We start from the raw sequence: 24,512 nt of genomic DNA on the forward strand, positions 1-24,512 counted from the left end.
CTCGCAAGGCGTAGGACCGATCTTCATTTCACGCTTCTTCCAACTCCACCAATGCACTGCCTTCACTGACCATCTCGCCTTCCTGGCAGTACAAGGCCTTGATCACTCCCGCATGGGGCGCGCGAATGCTGTGCTCCATCTTCATCGCTTCCAGCACCACCAGTTGCGCCCCGGCTTCGACCGTTTGTCCGGCCTCCACCAACACGCGAACAATGCTGCCATTCATCGGCGCGGTCAGGCCGCCCTGATGGCTGTGGCTGGATTCGACCGCTGCAATCGGATCGTAGGTTTCGACCCGGCGCAGTTCACCGTCCCATTGCAGGTACAGAGCGTCGCCACGGCGGATCGCCCGATGCTGGCGGCGCACGCCGTTGTGCTCGGTCAGCAGTTGTTCGCCCCTGAGCTGCGCGGTACTCACATCGCCCAGGGTCAACGCGCGATCCTGCCCCTCGCAGCTCAGGTGCAGGGTGATTTCCTTCGGCAATCCGGCGCGCAAACCACTGTTGATCGCCCACGGCGAACTCATGTCATCGGCACGGGACACCGACGGCTGACTCTGCGCAAACCCCTGGGCCGCCGCTAGCCAGAACTCATCGCTGAGGTCCGCAGGTGCTGGCAACAGTTGCTCCTGATAACGGGGAATGAACCCGGTATCCAGCTCTGCCGCCGCGAATGCAGGATGGCCGATGATCCGGCGCAGGAAGTTGATGTTGGTCTTGAGTCCGCCGATGGCGAATTCGTCGAGCATGCTCAACAACCGCAGGCGCGCCTGTTCACGGTCCTCGCCCCAGGCAATCAACTTGCCGAGCATCGGATCATAGAACGGAGAAATCTCATCGCCTTCCTCGACGCCGCTGTCCACGCGACGTCCCGGACCCGGGGTGGATTCGCGATACAACGCCAGGCGTCCGGTGGCCGGCAGGAAATCGTTGCCCGGATCTTCTGCGTACAAACGCACTTCAATCGCGTGACCGATCAGCGGCACTTCAGCCTGGGTCATCGGTAACGCTTCACCCCGCGCCGCGCGAATCTGCCAAGCGACCAGGTCCAGACCGGTGATCGCTTCGGTGACCGGGTGCTCGACTTGCAGGCGCGTGTTCATCTCCATAAAGAAGAACTCGCCACGGGCATCCAGCAGAAACTCCACCGTACCCGCGCCGACGTAGCCGATGGCCTGGGCCGAACGCACCGCCGCTTCGCCCATGGCCCGCCGCTGTTCCGCGCTCAACCCTGGGGCCGGGGCTTCCTCGACGACTTTCTGATGCCGGCGCTGGATCGAGCAGTCCCGTTCATTCAGGTACAGGCAGTTGCCGTGTTGATCGGCAAACACCTGGATTTCCACGTGACGCGGCTTTAGCAGGTACTTTTCGACCAACATCCGCGAATCGCCGAATGACGATTGCGCTTCACGCTGGGCCGAGGCCAGGGCTTCGGCCAATTGGCTGACGTCCTCGACGACTTTCATGCCTTTACCGCCGCCGCCGGCAGTGGCCTTGAGCAGCACCGGATAGCCGATGCGTTCGCAGGCGTCGCGGAAGGTGTCGAGGTCCTGGGCTTCGCCGTGGTAACCCGGCACGAGCGGCACACCGGCGGTTTCCATCAAGGCTTTGGCCGCAGATTTGCTGCCCATCGCATCGATGGCGGAGGCGGGCGGGCCAAGGAAAATCAGGCCGGCTTCTTCAATGGCGCGGGCGAATCCGGCGTTCTCGGACAAAAAACCATAACCCGGATGAATCGCCTGGGCGCCGCTGGCCTTGGCCGCAGCGATCAGTTTGTCGATTTGCAGGTAGCTGTCGGCGGCTTTGCTACCGCCCAGGTCCACGCGAATATCCGCTTCGCGACTGTGCCGGGCGTCACGGTCGGTGGCGCTGTGCACGGCGACGGTGGTCAGGCCCAGAGCTTTGGCGGTGCGCATCACGCGGCAGGCAATCTCGCCACGGTTGGCCACCAGCAGGGTGGTGAGAACAGGTGCGCTCATCAACGCGCCTCCTTGGTGGTTTCGGCTTGCCAGTTCGGCGGACGTTTTTGCAAAAAGGCGCGCAGGCCTTCCTGGCCTTCCGGGCTGACGCGAATGCGCGCAATGGCGTTTTCCGTGTAGCGACGCAGGGCCGGGGTCAGCGCGCCGTGGCCGACTTCACGCAGCAAGTCTTTGCTGGTGCGCATAGCCGCCGGGCTGTTGAGCAGCAGGTTGTCGATCCATTGCTCGACTTTCTGCTCCAGTTCCGCCACCGGATAACTCTCCGACAACAAGCCGATTTCCCGTGCCCGTTGCCCACCGAAACGCTCGGCGGTCAGGGCATAACGCCGTGCCGCGCGCTCGCCGATGGCTTGCACCACGAACGGGCTGATCACCGCCGGCGCCAGGCCGATGCGCACTTCCGACAGGCAGAACTGCGCGTCATCGGCACCAATCGCCATGTCGCAGCAACTGATCAGGCCCAGCGCGCCGCCATACGCGGCGCCTTGGACTACGGCCAAGGTCGGGATTTTCAGCTTGGCGAGGTTGTACATCAGCTCCGCCAGTTCCCGGGCGTCGTCGAGGTTGGTGTGATAATCGAGTTCGGCGGATTGCTGCATCCAGGCCAGGTCGGCGCCGGCGCTGAAATGCTTGCCGCGTCCACGCACCAGCAAAAACCGCAGGCTGGCATCGCCCGAGACCTTGTCCAGGGCGAGGATCAGTTCGCGGATCATCTCGGCGTTGAACGCGTTGTTCTTTTCTTCACGGCTGAGCCACAGGGTCGCGAAACCTCGCGGGTCGGTCAGCAGTTCGAGGGTGTTGAAGTCGCTCATATTGGTCCGTCTCCACAACTCTTGTGGGGGGATTGCCGGGGATGGCGATTGCTTCGCAATCGAACGGGAGCAAGCTCCCTCGCCACACAAGCCCGCACCCACAGAAAATCACATCCGGAACACGCCGAAGCGGCTCGGTTCGATTGGTGCGTTCAGCGACGCGGACAGGGCCAGGGCCAATACATCGCGGGTCTGCGCCGGGTCGATGACGCCGTCGTCCCACAGCCGTGCGCTGGAGTAGTAGGGGTGACCCTGCTCTTCGTATTGATCGAGGATTGGCTGCTTGATCTCGGCTTCCTGTTCAGCGCTGAAAGCCTGGCCACTGCGCTCGGCCTGCTCGCGCTTGACCTGCACCAATACGCCAGCCGCCTGCTCGGCACCCATCACGCCGATGCGCGCGTTCGGCCACATCCACAGGAAGCGCGGATCGTAAGCCCGCCCGCACATGCCGTAGTTACCGGCGCCGAAGCTGCCGCCGATGATCACGGTGAATTTCGGCACCTTGGCGCACGCCACGGCGGTCACCAGTTTTGCGCCGTGCTTGGCGATGCCGCCAGCCTCGTATTTCTGCCCGACCATGAAACCGGTGATGTTCTGCAGGAACAGCAATGGAATGCCGCGCTGGCAGGCCAGTTCGATAAAGTGCGCGCCTTTCTGCGCAGCTTCGGCGAACAAGATGCCGTTGTTGGCGAGAATTGCGATCGGGTAACCGTGCAAGTGGGCAAAGCCGCACACCAGGGTCGTCCCGAACAACGCCTTGAATTCATCGAACACCGAGCCGTCGACCAGTCGCGCGATGACTTCGCGCACGTCGAACGGCTGCTTGGCATCGGCCGACACCACACCATACAACTCGTCGCTGCTGTACAGCGGCGCGATTGGCGTGCGTTGTTGCAGCTCGCCGAGCTTGCGCCAGTTGAGGTTGGCAACGCTGCGTCGGGCCAGGGCGAGGGCGTGTTCGTCGCTTTCGGCGTAATGGTCGGCGACCCCGGAAATCTTGCAGTGCACATCGGCCCCGCCCAGATCCTCGGCGCTGACCACTTCACCGGTCGCGGCTTTCACCAGCGGCGGGCCGGCGAGGAAAATCGTCGCTTGGTTGCGCACCATGATCGCTTCGTCGGCCATGGCCGGCACATACGCGCCGCCGGCAGTGCATGAGCCCATCACCACGGCAATTTGCGGAATACCCATGGCGCTCATGTTGGCCTGGTTGAAGAAGATCCGCCCGAAGTGCTCGCGGTCCGGAAACACTTCATCCTGACGCGGCAGGTTGGCGCCGCCGGAGTCCACCAGGTAGATGCACGGCAAGCGGTTTTGCTGGGCGATGGTCTGGGCGCGCAGGTGTTTTTTCACGGTCAGCGGGTAATACGACCCACCTTTCACCGTGGCGTCGTTGGCGACGATCATGCATTCGACGCCTTCAACTCGGCCGATCCCGGCAATTACACCGGCCGCCGGGACGTCTTCGCCATACACCGCGTACGCCGCGAGTTGGCTGATTTCCAGAAACGGCGAACCTGGATCGAGCAGGCGATTGATCCGCTCACGGGGCAACAATTTGCCCCGGGACGTGTGACGTTCTTGCGCCTTCGGGCCGCCACCTTGCTGCACTTGGGCGAGCAGGGTGTGCAGGGCGTCGACCTGGGTGAGCATCGCCGCGCTGTTGGCGGCGAACTCCGCCGAACGGGGGTTGAGCTGGGTATGCAGAATCATGGGCTACTCCGTAGCAGCTTCGAGTTGCAAGCCACAAGCCACAAGCTGAAGCAAGAGCGCGGTCCTCTTGCAGCTTGAAACTTGCCGCCTGCCGCTGACGAAATTTATTTCGTTTCGTTGAACAGTTCGCGACCGATCAGCATGCGACGGATCTCACTGGTGCCAGCGCCGATTTCGTACAACTTGGCGTCACGCAGCAGACGTCCGGCCGGGAATTCGTTGATGTAGCCGTTGCCACCGAGAATCTGGATCGCGTCGAGGGCCATTTGCGTGGCGCGTTCGGCGCTGTAGAGGATCACGCCGGCCGCGTCCTTGCGCGTGGTTTCGCCGCGTTCGCAGGCCTGGGCCACCGCGTAGAGGTAGGCGCGGCTGGCGTTGAGTTGGGTGTACATGTCGGCGACTTTGCCCTGGATCAGCTGGAATTCGCCGATGCTCTGGCCAAACTGCTTGCGGTCGTGGATGTACGGCACGATCAGGTCCATGCACGCCTGCATGATCCCGGTCGGGCCGCCCGAGAGCACGACACGTTCGTAATCGAGGCCGCTCATCAGCACTTTCACGCCGCCGTTGAGCACGCCGAGGATGTTTTCTTCCGGCACTTCGACGTCATCGAAGAACAGCTCGCAGGTGTTGGAGCCGCGCATGCCGAGTTTGTCGAATTTGTTGCTGCGGCTGAAACCCTTGGAATCGCGCTCGACGATAAACGCGGTGATGCCGTGGGGGCCTTTTTCCAGGTCGGTTTTGGCGTAGATCACGTAGGTGTTGGCGTCGGGGCCGTTGGTGATCCAGGTTTTGCTGCCGTTGAGGACGTAGTGATCGCCGCGTTTGTCGGCACGTAGTTTCATCGAGACCACGTCGGAACCGGCGTTCGGTTCGCTCATGGCCAGGGCGCCGATGTGCTCGCCGCTGATCAGTTTGGGCAGGTATTTGGTTTTCTGTTCGTGATTGCCGTTGCGGTTGATCTGGTTGACGCAGAGATTGGAATGCGCTCCGTAGGACAACGCCACCGAGGCCGAGCCACGGCTGATTTCTTCCATGATCACCACGTGGGCCAGGTAACCCAGGCCAGCGCCGCCGTACTCTTCCGGCACGGTGACGCCGAGCAGGCCCATGTCACCGAATTTGCGCCACAGGTCCGCGGGGAACAGGTTGTCGATGTCGATCTGAGCGGCGCGCGGGGCGATCTCTTTGGCGACGAAGGACTGGACCTGATCGCGCAGCATGTCGATGGTTTCACCGAGGGCGAAGTTCAGGGATGGATAGCTCATGGGTCACCTTTTGGCTTTTTTGTAGGGGTCGGGAGGGCAGCGATTCACTTCTCACCTTTACGTTAACGTAAGCCTGTGACGAATGGCTGTCAATCACCCTTTACGTTAACGTCAACTTGAGCGAGAGTAGGGCCAGTTCAAGATAGAAAGCGGACCAACCCTGTGGGAGCGGGCTTGCTCGCGAAAGCGGTGTGTCAGTCAAAGTAATGTCAGCTGACACGGCGCCTTCGCGAGCAAGCCCGCTCCCACAGGTGAACGTCGGCAACCCACAAATAAAGACAATAGGGGTCGTCATGGATCAACCCAGTGCAAACCCGCAGCGCAGCTATACCCGCGGTTCCCAGGACAAAGCCTTGCTGGCGATGACCATCGCAGAGCAGTTCGATCACACGGTCGCGCAGTACCCGGACGGCGAAGCGTTGGTCGTGCGTCATCAAAAGCTGCGTTACACCTGGCAGCAACTGGCCGACACCGTGGACCTGCACGCCCGGGCACTGTTGGCGCTGGGTTTGCAGACTGGCGATCGCCTCGGCATCTGGACGCCGAACTGCGCGCAGTGGTGTATCAGCCAGTTCGCCAGCGCGAAAATCGGCGTGATCCTGGTCAACATCAACCCGGCCTACCGCAGCTCCGAACTCGAATACGTGTTGAAGCAGTCCGGCTGCCAATGGCTGGTCTGCGCGGGGGCGTTCAAGACCTCCGACTATCACGCGATGCTGCAAGGGCTGGTGCCGGAATTAACGGAGCAATCCATCGGTCAATTGCAGAGCGAACGCCTGCCGGACTTGCGCGGTGTGATCAGCCTCGACGCCCAGCCGCCCTCGGGTTTTCTACCGTGGTCGCAACTGACGGATCTCGCCGCCAGCGTTTCGGTCGAGCAGTTAAGCGAACGTCAACACAGCCTGCATTTCGACCAAGCGGTGAACATCCAGTACACCTCCGGTACCACCGGTTTCCCCAAGGGCGCGACCCTCAGCCACTACAACATCCTCAACAACGGTTACATGGTCGGCGAAAGTCTGGGCCTGACCGCCGATGATCGACTGGTGATCCCGGTGCCGCTGTACCACTGCTTCGGCATGGTCATGGGCAATCTCGGCTGCATCACCCATGGCAGCACGATGATTTACCCCAACGATGCCTTCGATCCGCTGCAGACCCTGACCACCGTCGCCGAAGAAAAAGCCACCGCGCTCTACGGCGTACCGACCATGTTCATCGCCATGCTCGACCAACCGCAACGCGCGGACTTCGATCTGTCGACCCTGCGCACCGGGATCATGGCCGGGGCGACCTGCCCGATCGAGGTGATGCGCCGGGTCATCAACGAGATGCACATGAGCGAAGTGCAAATTGCCTACGGCATGACGGAAACAAGTCCGGTGTCTTTACAGACCGGTCCGTCAGACGAACTGGAATTGCGCGTCACCACCGTCGGCCGCACCCAGCCGCAACTGGAAAGCAAAATCATCGATGAAGCCGGCAATCTGGTGCCGCGTGGCACCATTGGCGAACTGTGCACCCGTGGCTACAGCGTGATGCTCGGCTACTGGAACAACCCGCAAGGCACGGCTGAAGCCATCGATCAGGCCGGCTGGATGCACACCGGCGACCTGGCGAGCATGAACGACGAGGGTTACGTGTGCATCGCCGGGCGCAACAAGGACATGATCATCCGCGGCGGTGAGAATGTTTACCCACGAGAGCTGGAAGAGTTCTTTTTCACTCACCCGGCGGTGGCGGACGTGCAAGTGATCGGCATTCCCTGCTCGCGCTACGGCGAAGAAATCGTGGCCTGGATCAAGTTTCACCCCGGTCATAGCGCAACCGAAGAAGAGCTGAAAACCTGGTGCAAATCGCGCATCGCGCACTTCAAGACACCGCGTTATTTCAAATTCGTGGAAGAGTTTCCGATGACCGTGACCGGCAAGATCCAGAAATTCCGGATGCGCGAGATCAGTATCGAGGAACTCCGCGAAAACCAAGGCTAAACACAATCCCCCTGTGGGAGCGGGCTTGCTCGCGAATGCGCCGGGTCAGTCGACATCAATGTTGAATGACAAACCGCATTCGCGAGCAAGCCCGCTCCCACAGAGGTATGGGCCCAGCCCGGGATTTACAGGGTGACGACTATCTTCCCGATCTGCTGATTAGACTCCATAAACCGATGCGCCACCGCAATATCCTCAAACGCAAACACCTGCCCGATCACCGGTCGCAGCTTGCCGCTGTTGATCCCATCAAGAATGAAACCCTTGGCCCTCTCCAGCCGTACCGGGTCCTGGGTAATTTCGAACAACTCATAACCGCGCAGCGTCAGGTGTTTGCCGAGAAGATCCATGACCCGCACCGACATGTCCCGCATATCCAGTGCGCCATATTGAAAGTAGGTCCCTTGCAGGCTCATCGCGCTGAGGAGGGTGCTCACCTGCGGGCCGCCCACCGGGTCGAAGGCGATGCGGGCACCGTGGCCGCGAGTGAGGCTCATCACCTCGGCGACCAAATCATCTTCGTCGATGGCAATCACATGGGCAGCACCGGCGGCAAAGAGGGCCTGGCGTTTTTCCCGGGTGCGGGTCAGCGCAATCGGCACCGCGCCCAGCAGGTTGGCGATCTGAATCGCCGCCAGACCGACGCTGCTGGAAGCGGCGCGAATCAAAACGGTCTCGCCAGCCTTCAAGTCGCCGAACTCCACCAGCGCGCCGTAAGCGGTGACAAACATCATCCAGGTCGCCGCCGCTTCCTCGAACGACAACAGCGGCGGATGTTTGACCACTGCGTGCACCGGCGCATTGACCACTTCGCCGTACATTCCATAGTCGCTGAAAGAAAACGCCGGAATCACGCTCACCGCATCGCCCACGGCAAACCCTTCGACACCCTCGCCAACGGCGCGTACCCGGCCGGCGGCTTCATAGCCGAGGATCGCCGGGAATCTCGGCTCAAAGGTGTATTGCCCAGCGCGGTACATGACTTCGGCGCGGTTGATGCCCAGTGCCTTGACCTCGATCTGCACTTCGCCGACCTTGGGCGTCGCGACTTCAATGTCTTCGATGCGTAGGACTTCCGCACCTCCGGTGGCGTGAAAACGGACGATACGTGCCATGGAAATCTCCTTGAATCCGATCAGAACGAGTAACCGCGCATACCGCCGTCGACGGTCACGATGGTTCCGGTGATGTAGTGCGCCAGGGGCGAGGCGAGGAAGGTCACGGCATTGGCCACGTCAATCGGCTCACCGAAATCGCCGAGGGCGATGTTGCGTTCGGCGAATTCGCGCCGGGCGTCGCCGGGGTAGAGGCGGCGGATTTGCGCTGTGTCGATCAGGCCCGGCTGTACGCAATTGACGGTGACGCCGTACTGGCCCAGCTGCTCCGAAAGCCCTTTGGACCACGCCACCAACCCGGCCTTGGCGACGATGGCGGCATTCACCACTTCCGGTTCCAGGTTGCCGCTGATGTTGATGATCGTGCCGCTCTTGCGCTCGATGAACTGCGCGAGCAATTGCTGGGTCAGTTGCCGATGGCGGTCGAAATTCAGGGTCATGCCCTCAATCCATTCACTTTCCGGCGCATCGATGGCCATCGGGCGACTGCCGCCGGCGCAGTTGATCAGAATGTCGACATGTTGCAGTCGTTCCAGCGCGGCGGCGGCAATGCGTTGCGGCGCGTCGGGGGTGACGAAATCCTGGATCAGGGTCAATGGCACGAGACCGCCCGCGTCCCGGATTTCTTCGGCCAGGCTTTGCAGCAGATCGCCGCTACGGGCCACCGCCATGACCTGGACGCCTTCAGCGGCGAGGGTTTTGCAGATAGCCCGGCCCAGCCCCATGCTGGCGCCGGTGACCAGGGCGGTCTTGCCGTTGAGTTTCAGGTCCATGAGGCCTCCTATCGAGTTGTCCGGGTGCGGGAGCACCGATGGAGCGAACGATAGGCGGCTGGATTAGAAAGAAAAATAGCGATCTGATGTTTTCATTGTTATCCAAAAGATAACAATCGATCAGGCGAGACCTTGGTGCTGAAGCAGTTCACTCAGCCAATCGATGAACACCCTCACCTTGGGCGCCAGATAGCGTTTGTTGGGGTACAGCACCGAAATCGGTTTCGGCAACGCCTGCAATTGCGGCAGCACCGCCACCAACTCGCCGCTGTCCAGAAACGGCTGCAAGGACAACTGCAAGCCATGCACCAGACCCAGCCCCGCCAGCCCGCAGGCGAGAAAGGCCTCGGAGTCGTTGACTTGAATCCCGCTTTTCAAACGGATGAGCACCGTTTCGCCGTCAATCACAAACTGCCAGTCCATGATTTTTCGCGTGGGCCCGGAAAAGTAATTCACCGCCAGATGCCGGTTCAGGTCCGAGAGCTGGGTGGGTGTTCCTTCACGGGCCAGATAGGCCGGCGACGCACAGGTCAGCATCGGCACGGCGCCGATGCGTCGGGCAATGCTGCTGGAGTCCGACAGCTCGCCCAGGCGCACCACGCAGTCGATGCCTTCATTGATCATGTCGACTGCTTGATCACCGCAGCCGACCACCAGTTCGATGTCCGGGTAACGGGCACGAAAGGCCGGCAGCGCCGGGATGATCACTGCTTTGGCCAGTGTGACCGGCAAGTCCAGGCGCAGTTTTCCCTTCGGGCTTTCGGCGTCATGGGAAAACGTGGCCAGGGTCGAGGCGACGTCGCCGAGGATTTTCGAGCACTGTTCATAGAAGCGCTCGCCTTCGGCGGTCATGCTGATTTTGCGCGTGGTGCGGTTGAGCAGACGGACTTCGAGGGTCTTTTCCAGTTGCTGGATGGCTTTGGTAATGGCGGGTCGATGCAGTTGCAGGGCGTCGGCGGCATTTTTGAAACTGCCGGTGTCGACCACTTGGGTGTAAATCTGCATGGCCTGGAACATGTCCATATACGTCGGTCTTCACTGGGAAAAGCCCAGAGGATAACGGCAAACCGAGGGCAGCAGGAGTGTAGGAGGAGGGTAAACGCCAGAAAGCACAAAGGGGAGCCGAAGCTCCCCTTTAATTTGTCGTTGCGCGTGCTCTTTTTTTATTATTGAGGGGCGGTCTGTTGTTGTTTTTGGCAACCGTGGCCCTTTACCGCTGTTTTTGTCGATCCCCATCCGGGATCAAGAGCAAACGTATTTTTTTGAGCGCTGATCTACTTTTTCGCCAAGCGATCCAACCAGTTCGGGAGCTACCTGAAGGTAGTTTTATTGTTCTCTGCCCGGTTGCGGGTTACTCCGAAAAGCACCCTGAAAAGCACACCTTCTCCAAAAAAATCTGTTAGCTGCGTCTCTGCCGTGTTGTTTTTGTTATGTCAGAGTCGTTACGTCTTATTTTTATTAGGTTTGCCGCTTTTTTTGTTCTTGTTATGCAATAGAGATAGCAGGAGCCGTGCCAAGTTTTTAAAAGTCTTATAAATCAATAAGTTGAGTTTTTGTAAGGTTTTTCTCTCAGGGAAACCCCGACAATTTGTTTCCGTGTTACTCGCTTATCCCCCACATTTTTTACGCAGCGGTAACACCTGGACACATCCGCGCCCTCACTGGGCGCTGCGAGCCTTGGCCACGCGCGAACCGGTCGGGCGGCCCAGTACGGTGCAAATCTGTTGGCCCGCGAGAATCAAGGCGTCCAGGTCGATACCGGTCTCGATCCCCAGGCCATTGAGCAGGTACACCACGTCTTCGGTGGCGACGTTACCGCTGGCGCCCTTGGCGTAGGGGCAGCCGCCGAGGCCGGCGATAGAGCTGTCGAACACCGCGATGCCTTCGAGCAGACTGGCGTAGATGTTGGCCATGGCCTGGCCGTAGGTGTCGTGGAAGTGCCCGGCCAGTTTGTCGCGCGGTACGTCCGCCGAGACCACTTCGAACATCCGGCGAGTCGCGCCGGCAGTACCGGTGCCGATGGTGTCACCGAGGGAGACTTCGTAGCAGCCCATCGCATACAACTCGCGGGCGACCAGGGCCACTTTTTCCGGCGCGACGTGACCTTCATAAGGGCAGCCCAGCACACAGGACACGTAACCGCGCACGCTCACGCCATGCTGTTTGGCTGCGTCCATGATTGGCACGAAGCGCGCCAGGCTTTCGCTGATCGAGCAGTTGATATTGCGCTGGGAAAACGCTTCGGATGCCGCCGCGAACACCGCGACTTCCTTGACCCCGGCGGCGATCGCGTCTTCAAACCCGCGCAGGTTCGGCGCCAGTGCCCCGTAGGTCACACCGGGTTTGCGCTGGATCTGCGCGAAGACCTCGGCGGAACCGGCCATTTGCGGCACCCACTTGGGCGACACGAAACTGCCGACTTCTATATAGCCCAGGCCGGCGGCGCTCAAGGCGTCGACCAGTCGCACCTTGTCCGCGACGCTGATGGGCTGGGCTTCGTTTTGCAGACCGTCGCGGGGGCCGACTTCGATCAGGCGTACGTGGGTGGGGAGGGACATGGCAAAGAACCTTCTGAAATGTTCCGAGAACCCTGTGGGAGCGGGCTTGCTCGCGAAGGCGGTCTATCAGCCAACATCAATGTTGAATGTGAAACCGCTTTCGCGAGCAAGCCCGCTCCCACAGGGGATCGTCGTTGGTTATTGAATGGCTTCCTGACTCTTGATCGTCTGCTCCAACGCCTGGGTGCAGCGCTCCTGCGCCGTATCCAGTTCCAGCTTCATCTGCTCGATATCCAGCATCTGTTGCTCAAGCTGCTCGCGACGCTCGGCAATCTTGGTCAGCATGGTTTGCAGTTGTTTCTGATTGCCGCCGGTGGGGTCGTAGAGTTCGATCAGCTCGCGGCATTCGGCCAGAGAAAAACCGATGCGCTTGCCTCGCAGGATCAGCTTCAGGCTGACCTTGTCCCGGGGCGAATAAATGCGTTCCTGGCCTCGGCGCTCGGGGCTGAGCAGGCCTTGCTCTTCATAAAAGCGAATGGCCCGGGTGGTGATGTCGAGTTCGCGGGCGAGGTCGGAAATGCTGTAGGTCTGGCTGCTCATGGGCGCGCTCGAAGAAGGTCATGGCGCTAAGCTAATGGCAGGTTGACGTTTACGTCAAGGGGCAGGGGTGTCGGTGTCCTTACCGGCCTCTTCGCGGGCAAGCCTCGCTCCTACAGGTTGTGTGGTAATTCCGTGAACGACACTAAACCTGTAGGAGCGAGGCTTGCCCGCGAAGAACGATAACGCGGTACAACGTCCTACGCCTTATCGAGCTTCTTCTCATGCGCCGTCACCTGCTGGCACAACTCAATCATCTGCTCGCGCATCCAGCGGTTGGCCGGGTCCTGGTCGGTGCTTTCGTGCCAGTACAGGTGCGTCTCCACCGGCGGCACATCATTCACCGGCAGGTTGAACGCCTGCAGATCATGGCGACGGGCAAAACGCTCCGGCACGGTCATGACCATGTCGGTCTGCTGCAACACCTGGGACGCCATCAAATAATGCTGGGAGCGCAGGGCGATCTTGCGCTGAATGCCCATTTTCCCGAGCGCCAGATCGACATGCCCCAACCCACTGCGGCGGCTGGAAATATGAATGTGGGTCAGTGACAAGTAATCATCGAGGGTGAATTTCTCTTTGCCCGCCAACGGATGACCCTTGCGCATGGCGCACACGTAGCGGTCTTCCATCAACTTGACATGGCGCACTTGCGGGTCGGTGTTGAGCGGCGCGTCCACCGCGAAGTCGAGGCGACCGGCCGCCAGTTCCTTGGTGGTCTCGCGGCGCTTGGACAAGAAGCTTTCGATGATTACCGTCGGTGCGAGGCGGCGCAGGCGCTGGAACAGCGGTGGCAGGATCACCGCTTCGGTGAGGTCGGTCATGCTGATGCGGTAGGTCTTGACCGCCTGCAACGGGTTGAAGATACGGCTTTCCTGCACCGACACCCGCAGCAGCGACAGGGCGTTGCGCACCGGGCCGATGATGTTCTGGGCCATCGGCGTCGGCACCATGCCTTGGGCGGTGCGCACGAACAACGGGTCGTTGAAGGTCTCGCGCAGGCGGGCTAGAGCGTTCGAGACCGCAGGCTGGGTAATGCCGACAATCTGCCCGGCGCGGGTCAGGTTGGCTTCGGTGTAGATCGCGTCGAAGACGATGAAAAGGTTGAGGTCGACCTTGCTCAGATTCATTGCGCTGCACTCTTATTGTTGGGCTCTCAATCACCCGATCATATATCGGTGATGAATGTTAATACACGCCGAGAATAGGCTAGGTAAATTATCAACGCTGTTCTAGCATCGATTGCATGCCCTGAACAACCTCCCAAAAGAAGGTAGCTGCCCATGGATTTCGCTTATTCGCCGAAGGTGCAAGAACTGCGTGAGCGCGTGACCGCGTTCATGGACACCTACGTTTATCCCGCTGAAGCCGTGTTCGAGCGTCAGGTCGCCGAAGGCGATCGCTGGCAGCCGACGGAGATCATGGAAGAACTCAAACTCAAGGCCAAGGCTGAAGGGTTGTGGAATTTGTTTCTGCCTGAGTCCGAACTCGGTGCCGGCCTGACCAACCTCGAATACGCGCCCCTGGCCGAAATCATGGGCCGCTCGCTGCTGGGGCCGGAGCCGTTCAACTGCTCGGCGCCAGACACCGGCAACATGGAAGTGCTGGTGCGTTACGCCACCGAAGAACAGAAGCAGCGTTACCTCGAACCGCTGTTGCGCGGCGAGATCCGCTCGGCGTTTGCCATGACCGAGCCGGACGTGGCCTCGTCCGACGCCACCAACATGGCCGCCCGCGCCGTGCGCGATGGCGACGAGTGGGTGATCAACGGCAAGAAATGGTGGACCTCCGGCGCGTGCGACCCGCGCTGCAAGATCCTGATCTTCATGGGCCTGAGCGATCCCGATGCGCCGCGCCATGCCCAGCACTCGATGATTCTGGTACCGGTGGATACCCCAGGCGTAAAAATCGTGCGTCCGCTGCCAGTATTCGGTTACGACGACGCACCCCACGGCCACGCCGAAGTGCTGTTTGAAAACGTCCGGGTGCCGTACGAAAACGTCCTGTTGGGCGAAGGACGCGGCTTCGAAATCGCCCAGGGTCGCTTAGGCCCAGGCCGGATTCACCACTGCATGCGCTCGATCGGCATGGCCGAGCGCGCCCTGGAACTGATGTGCAAACGGGCGGTGAGCCGTACCGCGTTCGGCAAACCGTTGGCGCGACTGGGCGGCAACATCGACAAGATTGCCGACTCACGGATGGAAATCGACATGGCGCGGCTGCTGACGTTGAAAGCCGCCTACATGATGGACACCGTGGGTAACAAAATTGCCAAGAGCGAAATCGCCCAGATCAAGGTCGTCGCACCGAATGTGGCCTTGCGCGTGATTGACCGGGCGATCCAGATCCATGGCGGGGCCGGGGTGTCCAACGATTTTCCGCTGGCTTACATGTACGCCATGCAACGCACTCTGCGCCTGGCCGACGGCCCGGACGAAGTGCACCGCGCGGCGATCGGCAAGTTCGAGATCGGCAAATATGTGCCGAAAGAGATGATGCGTAGCAGTCATTAAGACCGCGTCGCCTGCAATCGCGAGCAAGCTCGCTCCCACAGTTGGAATGCGTTCCCCTGTGGGAGCGAGCTTGCTCGCGATGGCGTCCGCCCACTCGATACAGAAACATCAGAATCAGTACACCCAAACCTCAACCCGCCGATTTTTGATCCGCCCCTCATCCGCACTGTTCGCCGCCACCGGCATCTCGGCGCCAAAGCCGCGAATCTCGCGAAACACCACGCCGCTTTTCACCAGTTCCCGCCGGACCGCCATCGCCCGTAGTTTCGACAGCAAGTCGGCCCGCGCCGGATCGCTCTTGGCATCGCCGAATCCCACCAGCGTCACCTCACGGTTGGTCTTGTCGTGCTGCTTTATATAGTCGAGCACTCGGGACAGGTCCTGCCGGGCTTTGTTATCCAGGCTCGCACTGCCTTCTTCGAAACGAAAATTCACCGTCAACCGCTGGGCATGTCGACTCAGGGCCTGATAGCCCTCGGGCATCAGCGCATTCGGGGTGACTGCCATCGCCTGCACGGTCTGGGCGATAAAACCGTTGGCCGCGACAATCGCCTGGCCTTTGTTGCTTTGCGCGAATGCGACCAGCGCCTCGGCCCAGGGATTTTTCCCATTGGGCGGCAGGTAAAAGAACAAACGCCGGGACAGCGGATAGTCCTCGGTCGCAATCAAACTGTTGAGTGGCAACATCGCCTGGGATTGCCCGTCGACAATCGCCACGGCTTTGGCCTGGCGCACGTAGGGCAGGCCGATGAAACCGATGCCTTGCGGGTCCAGGGCAACCGCGTCGGACAATTGCTCGCTGGATTCGAAACGTTTCGCCGCGCTATTCAGAGTTTTCCCACGCCGACTGAGGACCAATTCCTTGAACGTGTCGTAGGTGCCCGATTGATCATCCCGCGCATACAGATGAATCGTCCCACCGATACCGCCGAGTTCTTCCCACGTGCTGGCCTCGCCGCTGAAGATCCGCGCCAGTTGTTCGGTGTTGAGCTGATTCAGTGGATTTTGCGGGTTAAGGATGATCGCCAGGCCATCGATGGCGATGACTTGTTCGGCATTGGGGCTTTTCAGATCGCCGAGGGATTTGAGGTCCGCCAGTTCGCTGTCCTTGATCGGGCGCGACGAGGCGGCGAGATCGGCGCTGGCATTTTTCAGTGCGGTAAAACCGGTGCTGGAACCGTGGGCCGCAACGTCAACCACCACCCGCCGACCTTGGGCGGTTTGCCCGACGATCCGTTGTTCGTTGGCTTTGTCCGGGGTTTCGCTGTGGACCTTGAGCAGGCCTTGCTCCTGCATCAGCCCTTGGACCAATGCCGGGCCAAGGTCCGCACCAATGGTGTTGGAGCCCTGGATGCGCAGGACCGGGCCGTGTTCGGGCGTCGGCAAATCGCTGGCGGTGGCCGTTAACGGCAGGCTGAGACACACCATTAACAGGAACAATACGCGCAGCGTCATGCCGGCACCTTGATAAGCCAAAGGAAGTGCCGGGAGAATAAGTCAGTAAGGTTTCCGAAAGATGACAGCTTTCCAAATGTGGGAGCGGGCTTGCTCGCGAAGGCGGAGCGTCAGTCAATATAGGTGTCGACTGACACTCCGCCTTCGCGAGCAAGCCCGCTCCCACAGTGGATTTGTGTAGAACCTGGGATATCAGCTCAATTCAAGCCAGATCGGCGCATGATCCGATGGTTTTTCCATCGCGCGCAAATCGTAATCGACCCCGGCATCCTTCACCCGTGGCAGCAAACCGTGGGACGCCATGATCACGTCGATCCGCAGCCCCCGCTTCGGTTCGTCTTCAAAGCCACGGCTGCGGTAGTCGAACCAGCTGAAACGGTCGGCCACGTCCGGGTTCAGGTGGCGGAAGCTGTCCACCAGGCCCCAGTTCTTCAGGCGCGCCATCCACTCGCGTTCTTCCGGCAGGAAGCTGCATTTGCCGGTTTTCAGCCAGCGTTTCATGTTGTCCGGGCCGATGCCGATGTCGCAGTCCTCCGGGGAAATGTTCACGTCGCCCATGACCACCACCGGCTGTTCGTTGCTGAACTGGCTTTCCAGCAAGTGCTGCAAATCGTTGTAGAAACGTTGCTTGGCCGGGAATTTGGTCGGGTGGTCGCGGCTTTCGCCCTGTGGGAAATAGCCGTTCATGATCGTCACCGGCACGCCGTTGGCGTCGGCGAAGGTGCCCCAGATGAAGCGGCGCTGGGCGTCTTCTTCATCGGTCACGAAGCCTTTGTGCAGGGCCAGCGGTTCCTGGCGCGACAGAATGGCGACGCCGTAATGGCCTTTCTGGCCGTGGAAATACACGTGATAACCCAGCGCCTGAACCTCGGCCAGCGGGAACTGGTCGTCGTGGACCTTGGTTTCCTGCAGGCCGATGACGTCCGGTTGATGCTTTTCAATCAGCGCCGCCAGCTGATGCGGGCGAGCGCGCAGCCCGTTGATGTTGAAGGAGACGATCTTCATGGTCGGCAGTCCTGGCAAAAGGGCGATGCTAGCTGACATGTAGGAATGGGGCCAGTGTTGGGGTGAGGGGATTCGCATTTGGTGGTAGGAGATATGTTGTCAGGAAGGGCCCCTTCGCGAGCAAGCCCGCTCCCACACTAGATCGTGGTAGCGACGCCGAATTTCTTCAGTCTGGTCTATACCTTGTGGGAGCGGGCTTGCTCGCGAAGGCGGCTTGAGTCGCAACACTGATTCGGATCAGCAAGGAACTGTGCCAGCGCTATAGGCTCGTAACCAGAAGAGCGCCGTCATTTGAACGGTGCCCCGGGGAGATCTACCGTTATGCCTGAAACCTCAACCGCCATCGCCGATATCCACATGCTCGACAGCGGCTACTCCCGCGAAGCACGCTCCTTGCTGTACCAGGCTTACCGCCACGAGCCGACCTTCGGCTACCTGTTCGAAGCCGAGCGCCCGGGATACGAGCAACGGGTTCGGGCGACGGTGCGTGAACTGGTCAAGCAACACTTCCTGCAGGATTTGCCGGCCATCGGCCTGTTGGTCAACGACCGCTTGATCGGCATCGCTTTGATCGCGCCGCCGCAACGCCGGTTGGGCATCACCGAAAGCTGGGCCTGGCGCCTTCGCATGGTGCTCAGCACCGGGTTCCGCTGCACCCGGCGCTACCTCGAATACCACGATGCGGTCGCGGCCTGCGTGCCGTCCGACGCCGTGCATGTGCTGCCATTGCTGGGGATTCACCCGCAATTCCAGGGCAAACACTTCGGCGAGCAACTGCTACAAGCGGTGCACAACTGGTGCGCCGTGGATGAGCACTCGGAAGGGGTGATCCTCGACACCGGGAATCCGCGTTATCTGGAGTTCTATAAGCGTCAGGGCTATGAGGAAATCGGTGAAGTGGCGGTAGGACCGATCCGCGAGCACGTGTTTTTCCACGCCAATCCCCAGGTGTTACAAACAGCAACGGCATAAAGGTAGAACTTTCCCGGCACCCCAGGCTCTATCACGCTCCCAAGCTCGTGATAGCATCCGCGCCTATGAAGTTTCCAGGAAGATTTACCAGTGGCGTGCTCCTGCTGTTATCCAGCTGCACGGCGCTGGCGCAAAGTGAATTGGATGTGCGGATCAAACCGTCCAACGATGAACTGAAAGCCAATATAGAGGGCTATATCGGCAGCCTCGGCGATCGTGACGAAGAAGCTTTGCTGCGCTTCAGTCGGGGTGCCGAGGAACAGGCGCGCAAGGCCGCCCAGGCCTTGGGTTATTACCAGCCGCAGATCGACAGCGAAGTGAAGGGCGGCGAGAAGCCGCGCCTGACGCTGAAGATCGACCCCGGCGAACCGATCCATTTGCGCAACGTCACCGTGCGCATCGACGGGCCGGCCGGCGCTCTCAAATCCTTTCGCAAGCCGCCACCAGAGCTGCTCAAGCCCGGCGCGGTGCTCAACCATGGGCATTACGAAGACGCCAAGCGCCTGATCCAGAACCAGGCCTCGCGCTTCGGCTTTTTCAGCGGCCATTTCACCAGTCAGAAACTCTTGGTGGACCCGCGTGCGGGTGTGGCCGACGTTGAATTGATCTACGACAGCGGCCCGCGTTACGCCTTGGGTAAAGTCACGTTCGAAGGCGACACGCCGTTCGACGAAGACCTGCTGCAACGCATGGTGCCGTTCAAGGCCGGCGCGCCATATGACTCCGAACTGATCGCCGAACTCAACCAGGCCCTGCAATCCAGCGGCTATTTCGAAGGCGTGCGCGTGGACGCTGCACCGACTGCGTCCAAGGACGATGTGATTCCGGTGGCGGTCAAGCTCGACACCCGCAAGCCGCGCACCATGGGCCTCGGTTTGGGCTATTCCACCGACGTCGGGCCTCGGATCAAGGCCAACTGGACCCGGCACTGGGTCAACCCCCAGGGCGACAGCTATGGTTGGGAAGCCGAACTGTCGGCGCCACGGCAGAACGTCGGGGTGTTCTACGACATTCCGCTGGACCCGCCGCTGACCGACAAACTGCGCTGGGCCGCCGGTTATCAATATGAAGAAATCGCCGGCACCGATTCCCTGAGCAAGTTGCTGACCCTCGGCCCCGAATGGCACAGCAAGTTGCCCAGCGGCTGGCAGCGTGTGGTGTCGCTCAAGTGGCAGCGCGAGGAATACGAGCTGGGCGATGACTCGGGCTTGAGCACATTGCTGATGCCCGGCGTCAGCTATTCGTACCTGAAAAGCGATAACCGCATCGACCCGCACAACGGCTATCGCCTGACTTTCGAAACCAAAGTGGCCAAGGAAGGGCTCGGTTCGGACACTAACTTGCTGTACGGCACCGCGCTGGTCAAAGGCCTGACCACCGTTTTCGACAAACACCGTTTCCTCGGTCGCGTGCAGGTCGGCGGCAGCGCCACCAACGGCTACAAATCGGTGCCGCCATCGTTGCGCTTCTTCGCCGGTGGCGATCAGAGCGTGCGCGGTTACGACTATCAAAGTCTGTCCCCGGAAAACTCCGACGGCGACCGCATCGGTGGCCGCTACATGATTGCCGCCAGTGCCGAATACCAATATTCCATCGCCGAAAAATGGCGAATCGCGACCTTTATCGACCAAGGCAACTCTTTCAACACACTCGAACTGCCGAACCTCAAGACCGGCATCGGTATCGGTGTGCGCTGGGTTTCGCCGGTAGGGCCGATCCGCCTCGACCTGGCCCACGCGATGGACGACGACGGCGGCATTCGACTGCACTTTTCAATGGGGCCTGAGCTGTGAAGCGTGGTTTGAAAATTTCACTGGCGGCGCTTCTGGCGCTGTTGATGCTGATCGTGTTGGCCGTGGCCACGGTGCTGGGCACGGCGACGGGCAGTCGTTGGGCACTGGGTTTTGTGCCGGGTTTGACCGTGGAGAATTTCCAGGGCCGTTTGGGCGGGCAGTGGAGCGCCGATCATCTGCTGTGGCAGCAGGACAGCAGTCGGGTTGAACTGAATAAAGTGATTTTCGCCTGGTCGCCGCTGTGCCTGACGCGCATGACCTTGTGCGTCGATCAGTTGCAAACCGATCAAGTCAGCCTGCAATTTCCGCCCGGCGCTGAAGAAGAAAGCAGCGGCCCTATCACTCTCCCAGACTTGAAGCTGCCGCTGGCGATTGAACTGGGTGACGTCAAGGTCGGCCGCCTGCTGTTCAACGGCAGCGAAGAACTCAAGGGCCTGCAACTGGCGGCGCACTGGACGGCGAAAGGGATGCAGATCGACTCGGTGCAATTGCAACGGGATGACCTGAGCCTGAATCTCTCCGGTCTGCTGCAACCCGGCGGCAATTGGCCGTTGACCGCCGAAGGCAAGCTGACACTATCGACGCCCGCGCCGTGGACGCTGGCGTTGAAGGTCGAAGGCGACCTGCTGAAAACCTTGAACCTCAAGGCCGACAGCAGCGGTTACCTCGACGGACAACTGACCGGCGAACTGCAACCGCTGGTGGAAAACCTGCCGGCCAAGGTGCGAATCACCGCCGATGGCTTCAAGCCCGCCGCCGACCTGCCGGACACCCTGCAACTCAATCAACTCGAACTCACCGGCGACGGCGACCTGAAAAACGGTTACCAATTGCTCGGCAAAGCCACGTTGCCCGCAGAGCTTGGTCCCGTCGCGCTGATGCTGCAAGGCAAGGTCGACGCCAAGGGCGCGCAGATTGTCGGCCTCGACTTGACCGCCAACGACAAGCAAAGCCTCAAACTCACCGGCAACCTCGACTGGAGCAAAGGTCTGACCGCCCAGGCGAACATCGATTGGCTGGACTTCCCGTGGCATCGGCTTTATCCGCTGATCGATGAGCCGCAAGTCGCGCTGCGCAGCTTCAACGGCGAAGTCTCCTACACCGACGGAAAATACCTCGGCAACTTCAAAGCCGCACTCGATGGCCCGGCCGGGGCGTTCAGTCTGAGCAGCCCGTTCGCGGGCGATCTGACAAAAATCTACCTGCAACAATTCCAACTCGAAGCCGGGCAGGGCAAGGCCGAAGGCCACCTGAACCTGCAATTCGCCGATGGCATCGCTTGGGACACGGCGCTGGACCTGTCGGCGATCAACCCGGCGTACTGGATGGCGGAGTTGCCGGGCACCTTGGCCGGACCGTTGCGTAGCAAAGGCGAGATGAAGAACGAAAAACTCAGCCTGAGCGCCGACCTCGATTTGAAGGGCAAACTGCGCGGCCAGCCGGCGGTGATCCAGGCCAAGGCCGATGGCGCCGGGGATCAATGGAACCTCAATGCACTGCAGATTCGCCTTGGCGACAACAGCATCAACGGCAAGGGCAGCCTGCAACAGAAACTCGCCGGGCAGATCGATATCAAGCTGCCGCGCCTGGCCCAACTCTGGCCGCAACTGCGCGGGCAGCTCAATGGTCGGGTTGACGTCGCCGGCACGCTCAAGGCCCCCCAAGGCAAACTCGGTCTGCAAGGCTCGCAACTGGCCTTCGAAGACAATCGCCTGCAAAGCCTGAACCTCGATGCCACCCTCGACAGTGCGCAACGGGCGAAGATCGACCTCAAGGGCAGCGGCATTCAGGCCGGGGAAACCTCGTTGGGGATGCTGACCGCCAGTGGTCAGGGCGATATCAAGAACCAGAAACTCAGCCTCGACCTGCAAGGCCCGCAATTGAAACTGGCCCTCGGCCTCGACGGTGCGCTGGACAAGGGCAACTGGCGCGGACGCCTGGCCAGCGGTGATATTCAGGCTGGCGGTCAGGACTGGAAGCTGCAAGGGCCGGCGAAGCTTGAGCGATTGGCGGACGGCAGGATCAATTTTGGCGCCCATTGCTGGATGTCCGGCCCGGCCAGCTTGTGCGGCGAAGACCAACGCCTGATGCCGGAACCGAAGCTGCGTTATCACCTCAAGCAATTCCCGATCGACAGCCTCGCCCAATGGCTGCCGAAGGATTTCGCCTGGAAGGGCAAGCTCAACGCCGACCTGCAACTGGACCTGCCGGCCAGCGGCCCGAATGGTCAGATCAGCATCGATGCCAGCGGCGGCACCTTGCGCATGAAAGAGAAGGATCAGTGGCTGGACTTCCCGTACCAGACCCTGAAGCTCACCAGTAAACTTACGCCCAAGCGCATCGACACCGACCTCAACTTCGTCGGCGGCAAGCTCGGCGAACTGATGGTGCAGGCGCAGATCAATCCGCTGGCGAAGAACAAACCGCTAACCGGCTCGTTCCGCCTCAACGGTCTGGACTTGTCGGTGGCGCGGCCGTTTGTGCCGATGGTCGAAAAACTCACCGGCCGTTTGAATGGCAGTGGCACGCTCTCGGGTGGGTTGTTGACGCCACTGGTCAACGGCAACCTGATGCTCAGCGATGGCGAGGTGTCCGGGGCTGAATTGCCGATGGAGTTGCAAGCCTTGCAGCTGCGGGCGGTGATTGCCGGTGAAACCGTGCAATTGAACGGCGGCTGGAAAAGCGGCAAGACCGGGCAGGGCAGTTTGAACGGCAACATCGCCTGGGGTCAGGCGCTGGTGGTGGACCTGACGCTGAAAGGCACGCAGCTGCCGGTCACCGTCGAGCCCTACGCCAAGCTCGAAGTGGCGCCGGACCTGAAGATTTCGATGAAGGGCGACGAACTGGCCATCGCCGGCAAAGTGCTGGTGCCCAAGGGCGAAATCACCGTGCGTGAATTGCCGCCGTCGACGGTCAAGGTTTCCGATGACACGGTAATCGTCGGTGCGCAAACCGAACAAGGCAAACCGCCGATCGCCATGAAAATGGACATCGATGTGGTGGTTGGTGACGACAAACTCAGCTTTGCCGGGTTTGGCCTGACCGCCAATCTGCAAGGGCATGTGCACATTGGCGACAACATGGATACGCGCGGGGAGCTGTGGCTTAACGATGGTCGTTACCGCGCCTATGGCCAGCGACTGACCGTGCGCCGGGCGCGTTTGCTGTTCGCCGGGCCCATTGATCAGCCGTACCTGGACATCGAAGCGATTCGCCAGACCGACGACATCATCGCCGGTATTCGCCTGAGCGGTAGCGCCGAGCAGCCCACCACGCAAATCTTCTCCGAACCGGCGATGAGCCAGGAACAGGCGCTGTCTTATCTGGTGCTCGGGCGTCCGTTGAGCACCAATGGTGAAGACAACAACATGCTCGCCCAAGCGGCGCTTGGGTTGGGCTTGATGGGCAGTTCCGGGGTGACCAGCGGTTTGGCCAAGGACCTGGGGATTCAGGATTTCCAGCTCGACACCCAAGGCAGCGGCAACACGACGGCGGTGGTGGCCAGCGGCAATATTTCCGAGAAACTCAGTTTGCGTTATGGCGTCGGCGTGTTTGAACCGGCGAACACCATTGCCCTGCGCTACAAGCTGAGCAAAAAGGTTTACGTGGAAGTGGCCAGCGGCGTGGCCAGTTCGCTGGATATCTTCTATAAGCGGGATTTTTGATTTAACGCAGACTTCAAAAGCCCTCCTGCCTCTTTATGTAATAACGACATGAAGTAGGCAAGGAGGGCTTTTGTGTGTGGGACTATTCGTTCTGGGGTATCAGACAAGTTGTCAGAGTTTGGATGATTGATACTTATAGCTTGTAGGTTGTGCTGTCGCCTTCGGTAGGTAATAGCTGTTCTTGTTGGTTTTTCGGGTTTTTCTGGTTTGTGTTAGCAATGATAAATATCAATGTATTCAGTGGGTTGGTGGTGGTTTTTATTTGAAGATTTAGTTGTTCTACGTGTTTTTGTATTTGGTCTTTCGACATGTTTTGATGTTTTTTACGCATTGAGAGCAGTTTTTTGAAGTGTGTGTCTGTACT

General features: G+C 60.3%; 17 protein-coding genes and 1 pseudogene. 6 read left to right on the forward strand and 12 right to left on the reverse strand.

What is annotated here, in order from left to right; translation table 11 throughout:
* Nucleotides 1-28: 28 nt before the first annotated feature.
* The 4 genes from HB680_RS20530 to HB680_RS20545 form a co-directional block, all read right to left on the reverse strand.
* Entirely contained in the window at nt 29-1,978 is a 1,950-nt protein-coding gene (locus tag HB680_RS20530; protein WP_213940341.1) for an acetyl/propionyl/methylcrotonyl-CoA carboxylase subunit alpha, read from the reverse strand.
* A complete protein-coding gene (locus HB680_RS20535) occupies nt 1,978-2,790 on the reverse strand; it encodes a gamma-carboxygeranoyl-CoA hydratase (RefSeq protein WP_213940342.1) in 813 nt (270 codons plus the stop codon). Before HB680_RS20535 ends, HB680_RS20530 begins: the two co-directional genes overlap by 1 nt.
* 108 nt (nt 2,791-2,898) lie before the next feature.
* Nucleotides 2,899-4,503 (reverse strand): carboxyl transferase domain-containing protein, encoded by a 1,605-nt coding sequence (locus HB680_RS20540; RefSeq protein WP_123598053.1) that lies wholly within the window; start codon nt 4,501-4,503, stop codon nt 2,899-2,901.
* Nucleotides 4,504-4,607: 104 nt separating this feature from the next.
* Nucleotides 4,608-5,771, reverse strand: a complete 1,164-nt coding sequence (locus tag HB680_RS20545) for an isovaleryl-CoA dehydrogenase (protein WP_213940343.1) — start codon at nt 5,769-5,771, stop codon at nt 4,608-4,610.
* Between the two features lie 293 nt (nt 5,772-6,064).
* On the opposite strand from HB680_RS20545, the gene HB680_RS20550 reads away from it, so the two are divergent.
* Both HB680_RS20550 and HB680_RS32890 read left to right on the forward strand, forming a co-directional pair.
* Nucleotides 6,065-7,762 (forward strand): AMP-binding protein, encoded by a 1,698-nt coding sequence (locus tag HB680_RS20550; protein ID WP_213940344.1) that lies wholly within the window; start codon nt 6,065-6,067, stop codon nt 7,760-7,762.
* A gap of 13 nt (nt 7,763-7,775) precedes the next feature.
* Nucleotides 7,776-7,880 (forward strand): annotated as a pseudogene (locus HB680_RS32890) (metal ABC transporter ATP-binding protein); the annotation flags it as partial.
* Between the two features lie 7 nt (nt 7,881-7,887).
* Here HB680_RS32890 and HB680_RS20555 read toward each other — a convergent pair.
* From HB680_RS20555 to HB680_RS20580, 6 genes are all read right to left on the reverse strand, one after another.
* Nucleotides 7,888-8,877, reverse strand: coding sequence for a zinc-dependent alcohol dehydrogenase family protein (locus HB680_RS20555; RefSeq protein ID WP_213940345.1), 990 nt, complete (start codon nt 8,875-8,877; stop codon nt 7,888-7,890).
* Nucleotides 8,878-8,897: 20 nt separating this feature from the next.
* Nucleotides 8,898-9,650 carry an SDR family oxidoreductase gene (locus HB680_RS20560; RefSeq protein WP_213940346.1) on the reverse strand — a complete coding sequence of 251 codons (753 nt, stop codon included), beginning with the start codon at nt 9,648-9,650 and terminating at the stop codon, nt 8,898-8,900.
* A 120-nt stretch (nt 9,651-9,770) separates the two neighbouring features.
* Nucleotides 9,771-10,673, reverse strand: a complete 903-nt coding sequence (locus HB680_RS20565; RefSeq protein ID WP_213940347.1) for a LysR family transcriptional regulator — start codon at nt 10,671-10,673, stop codon at nt 9,771-9,773.
* A 635-nt stretch (nt 10,674-11,308) separates the two neighbouring features.
* Entirely contained in the window at nt 11,309-12,208 is a 900-nt protein-coding gene (locus HB680_RS20570) for a hydroxymethylglutaryl-CoA lyase (RefSeq protein WP_213940348.1), read from the reverse strand.
* A 138-nt stretch (nt 12,209-12,346) separates the two neighbouring features.
* Nucleotides 12,347-12,748 carry a MerR family DNA-binding transcriptional regulator gene (locus HB680_RS20575; RefSeq protein ID WP_054053745.1) on the reverse strand — a complete coding sequence of 134 codons (402 nt, stop codon included), beginning with the start codon at nt 12,746-12,748 and terminating at the stop codon, nt 12,347-12,349.
* A 197-nt stretch (nt 12,749-12,945) separates the two neighbouring features.
* Nucleotides 12,946-13,875 carry a LysR family transcriptional regulator gene (locus HB680_RS20580; RefSeq protein ID WP_213940349.1) on the reverse strand — a complete coding sequence of 310 codons (930 nt, stop codon included), beginning with the start codon at nt 13,873-13,875 and terminating at the stop codon, nt 12,946-12,948.
* A gap of 153 nt (nt 13,876-14,028) precedes the next feature.
* Between HB680_RS20580 and HB680_RS20585 the strand changes: the two genes are divergently transcribed.
* Nucleotides 14,029-15,258 carry an acyl-CoA dehydrogenase gene (locus tag HB680_RS20585; protein WP_213940350.1) on the forward strand — a complete coding sequence of 410 codons (1,230 nt, stop codon included), beginning with the start codon at nt 14,029-14,031 and terminating at the stop codon, nt 15,256-15,258.
* A 114-nt stretch (nt 15,259-15,372) separates the two neighbouring features.
* Here HB680_RS20585 and HB680_RS20590 read toward each other — a convergent pair whose 3' ends face one another.
* Together HB680_RS20590 and xthA are read right to left on the reverse strand one after the other, a co-directional pair.
* The gene (locus HB680_RS20590) at nt 15,373-16,713 is read right to left on the reverse strand and encodes a phosphate ABC transporter substrate-binding/OmpA family protein (protein ID WP_213940351.1); all 1,341 of its coding nucleotides are present in this window, start codon (nt 16,711-16,713) and stop codon (nt 15,373-15,375) included.
* Between the two features lie 192 nt (nt 16,714-16,905).
* The gene (gene xthA / locus HB680_RS20595; RefSeq protein ID WP_213940352.1) at nt 16,906-17,718 is read right to left on the reverse strand and encodes an exodeoxyribonuclease III; all 813 of its coding nucleotides are present in this window, start codon (nt 17,716-17,718) and stop codon (nt 16,906-16,908) included.
* Between the two features lie 321 nt (nt 17,719-18,039).
* On the opposite strand from xthA, the gene HB680_RS20600 reads away from it, so the two are divergent.
* The 3 genes from HB680_RS20600 (at nt 18,040) to HB680_RS20610 (ending at nt 24,148) form a co-directional block, all read left to right on the forward strand.
* A complete protein-coding gene (locus tag HB680_RS20600; protein WP_054053735.1) occupies nt 18,040-18,690 on the forward strand; it encodes a GNAT family N-acetyltransferase in 651 nt (216 codons plus the stop codon).
* Nucleotides 18,691-18,755: 65 nt separating this feature from the next.
* The gene (locus HB680_RS20605; protein WP_213940353.1) at nt 18,756-20,483 is read left to right on the forward strand and encodes an autotransporter assembly complex family protein; all 1,728 of its coding nucleotides are present in this window, start codon (nt 18,756-18,758) and stop codon (nt 20,481-20,483) included.
* The gene (locus HB680_RS20610) at nt 20,480-24,148 is read left to right on the forward strand and encodes a translocation/assembly module TamB domain-containing protein (RefSeq protein WP_213940354.1); all 3,669 of its coding nucleotides are present in this window, start codon (nt 20,480-20,482) and stop codon (nt 24,146-24,148) included. Before HB680_RS20605 ends, HB680_RS20610 begins: the two co-directional genes overlap by 4 nt.
* The last annotated feature ends 364 nt before the right edge of the window (nt 24,149-24,512 follow it).

Source organism: Pseudomonas sp. dw_612 (genome assembly GCF_018449725.1).
Classification (GTDB): Bacteria; Pseudomonadota; Gammaproteobacteria; order Pseudomonadales; family Pseudomonadaceae; genus Aquipseudomonas.

What these genes read in the sequence shown, in the direction of transcription:
- HB680_RS20530 (WP_213940341.1), bottom strand. Translation starts at nt 1,978, where the DNA reads ATGAGCGCACCTGTTCTCACCACCCTGCTGGTGGCCAACCGTGGCGAG.
- HB680_RS20535 (WP_213940342.1), bottom strand. Translation starts at nt 2,790, where the DNA reads ATGAGCGACTTCAACACCCTCGAACTGCTGACCGACCCGCGAGGTTTC.
- HB680_RS20540 (WP_123598053.1), bottom strand. Translation starts at nt 4,503, where the DNA reads ATGATTCTGCATACCCAGCTCAACCCCCGTTCGGCGGAGTTCGCCGCC.
- HB680_RS20545 (WP_213940343.1), bottom strand. Translation starts at nt 5,771, where the DNA reads ATGAGCTATCCATCCCTGAACTTCGCCCTCGGTGAAACCATCGACATG.
- HB680_RS20550 (WP_213940344.1), top strand. Translation starts at nt 6,065, where the DNA reads ATGGATCAACCCAGTGCAAACCCGCAGCGCAGCTATACCCGCGGTTCC.
- HB680_RS20555 (WP_213940345.1), bottom strand. Translation starts at nt 8,877, where the DNA reads ATGGCACGTATCGTCCGTTTTCACGCCACCGGAGGTGCGGAAGTCCTA.
- HB680_RS20560 (WP_213940346.1), bottom strand. Translation starts at nt 9,650, where the DNA reads ATGGACCTGAAACTCAACGGCAAGACCGCCCTGGTCACCGGCGCCAGC.
- HB680_RS20565 (WP_213940347.1), bottom strand. Translation starts at nt 10,673, where the DNA reads ATGGACATGTTCCAGGCCATGCAGATTTACACCCAAGTGGTCGACACC.
- HB680_RS20570 (WP_213940348.1), bottom strand. Translation starts at nt 12,208, where the DNA reads ATGTCCCTCCCCACCCACGTACGCCTGATCGAAGTCGGCCCCCGCGAC.
- HB680_RS20575 (WP_054053745.1), bottom strand. Translation starts at nt 12,748, where the DNA reads ATGAGCAGCCAGACCTACAGCATTTCCGACCTCGCCCGCGAACTCGAC.
- HB680_RS20580 (WP_213940349.1), bottom strand. Translation starts at nt 13,875, where the DNA reads ATGAATCTGAGCAAGGTCGACCTCAACCTTTTCATCGTCTTCGACGCG.
- HB680_RS20585 (WP_213940350.1), top strand. Translation starts at nt 14,029, where the DNA reads ATGGATTTCGCTTATTCGCCGAAGGTGCAAGAACTGCGTGAGCGCGTG.
- HB680_RS20590 (WP_213940351.1), bottom strand. Translation starts at nt 16,713, where the DNA reads ATGACGCTGCGCGTATTGTTCCTGTTAATGGTGTGTCTCAGCCTGCCG.
- xthA (WP_213940352.1), bottom strand. Translation starts at nt 17,718, where the DNA reads ATGAAGATCGTCTCCTTCAACATCAACGGGCTGCGCGCTCGCCCGCAT.
- HB680_RS20600 (WP_054053735.1), top strand. Translation starts at nt 18,040, where the DNA reads ATGCCTGAAACCTCAACCGCCATCGCCGATATCCACATGCTCGACAGC.
- HB680_RS20605 (WP_213940353.1), top strand. Translation starts at nt 18,756, where the DNA reads ATGAAGTTTCCAGGAAGATTTACCAGTGGCGTGCTCCTGCTGTTATCC.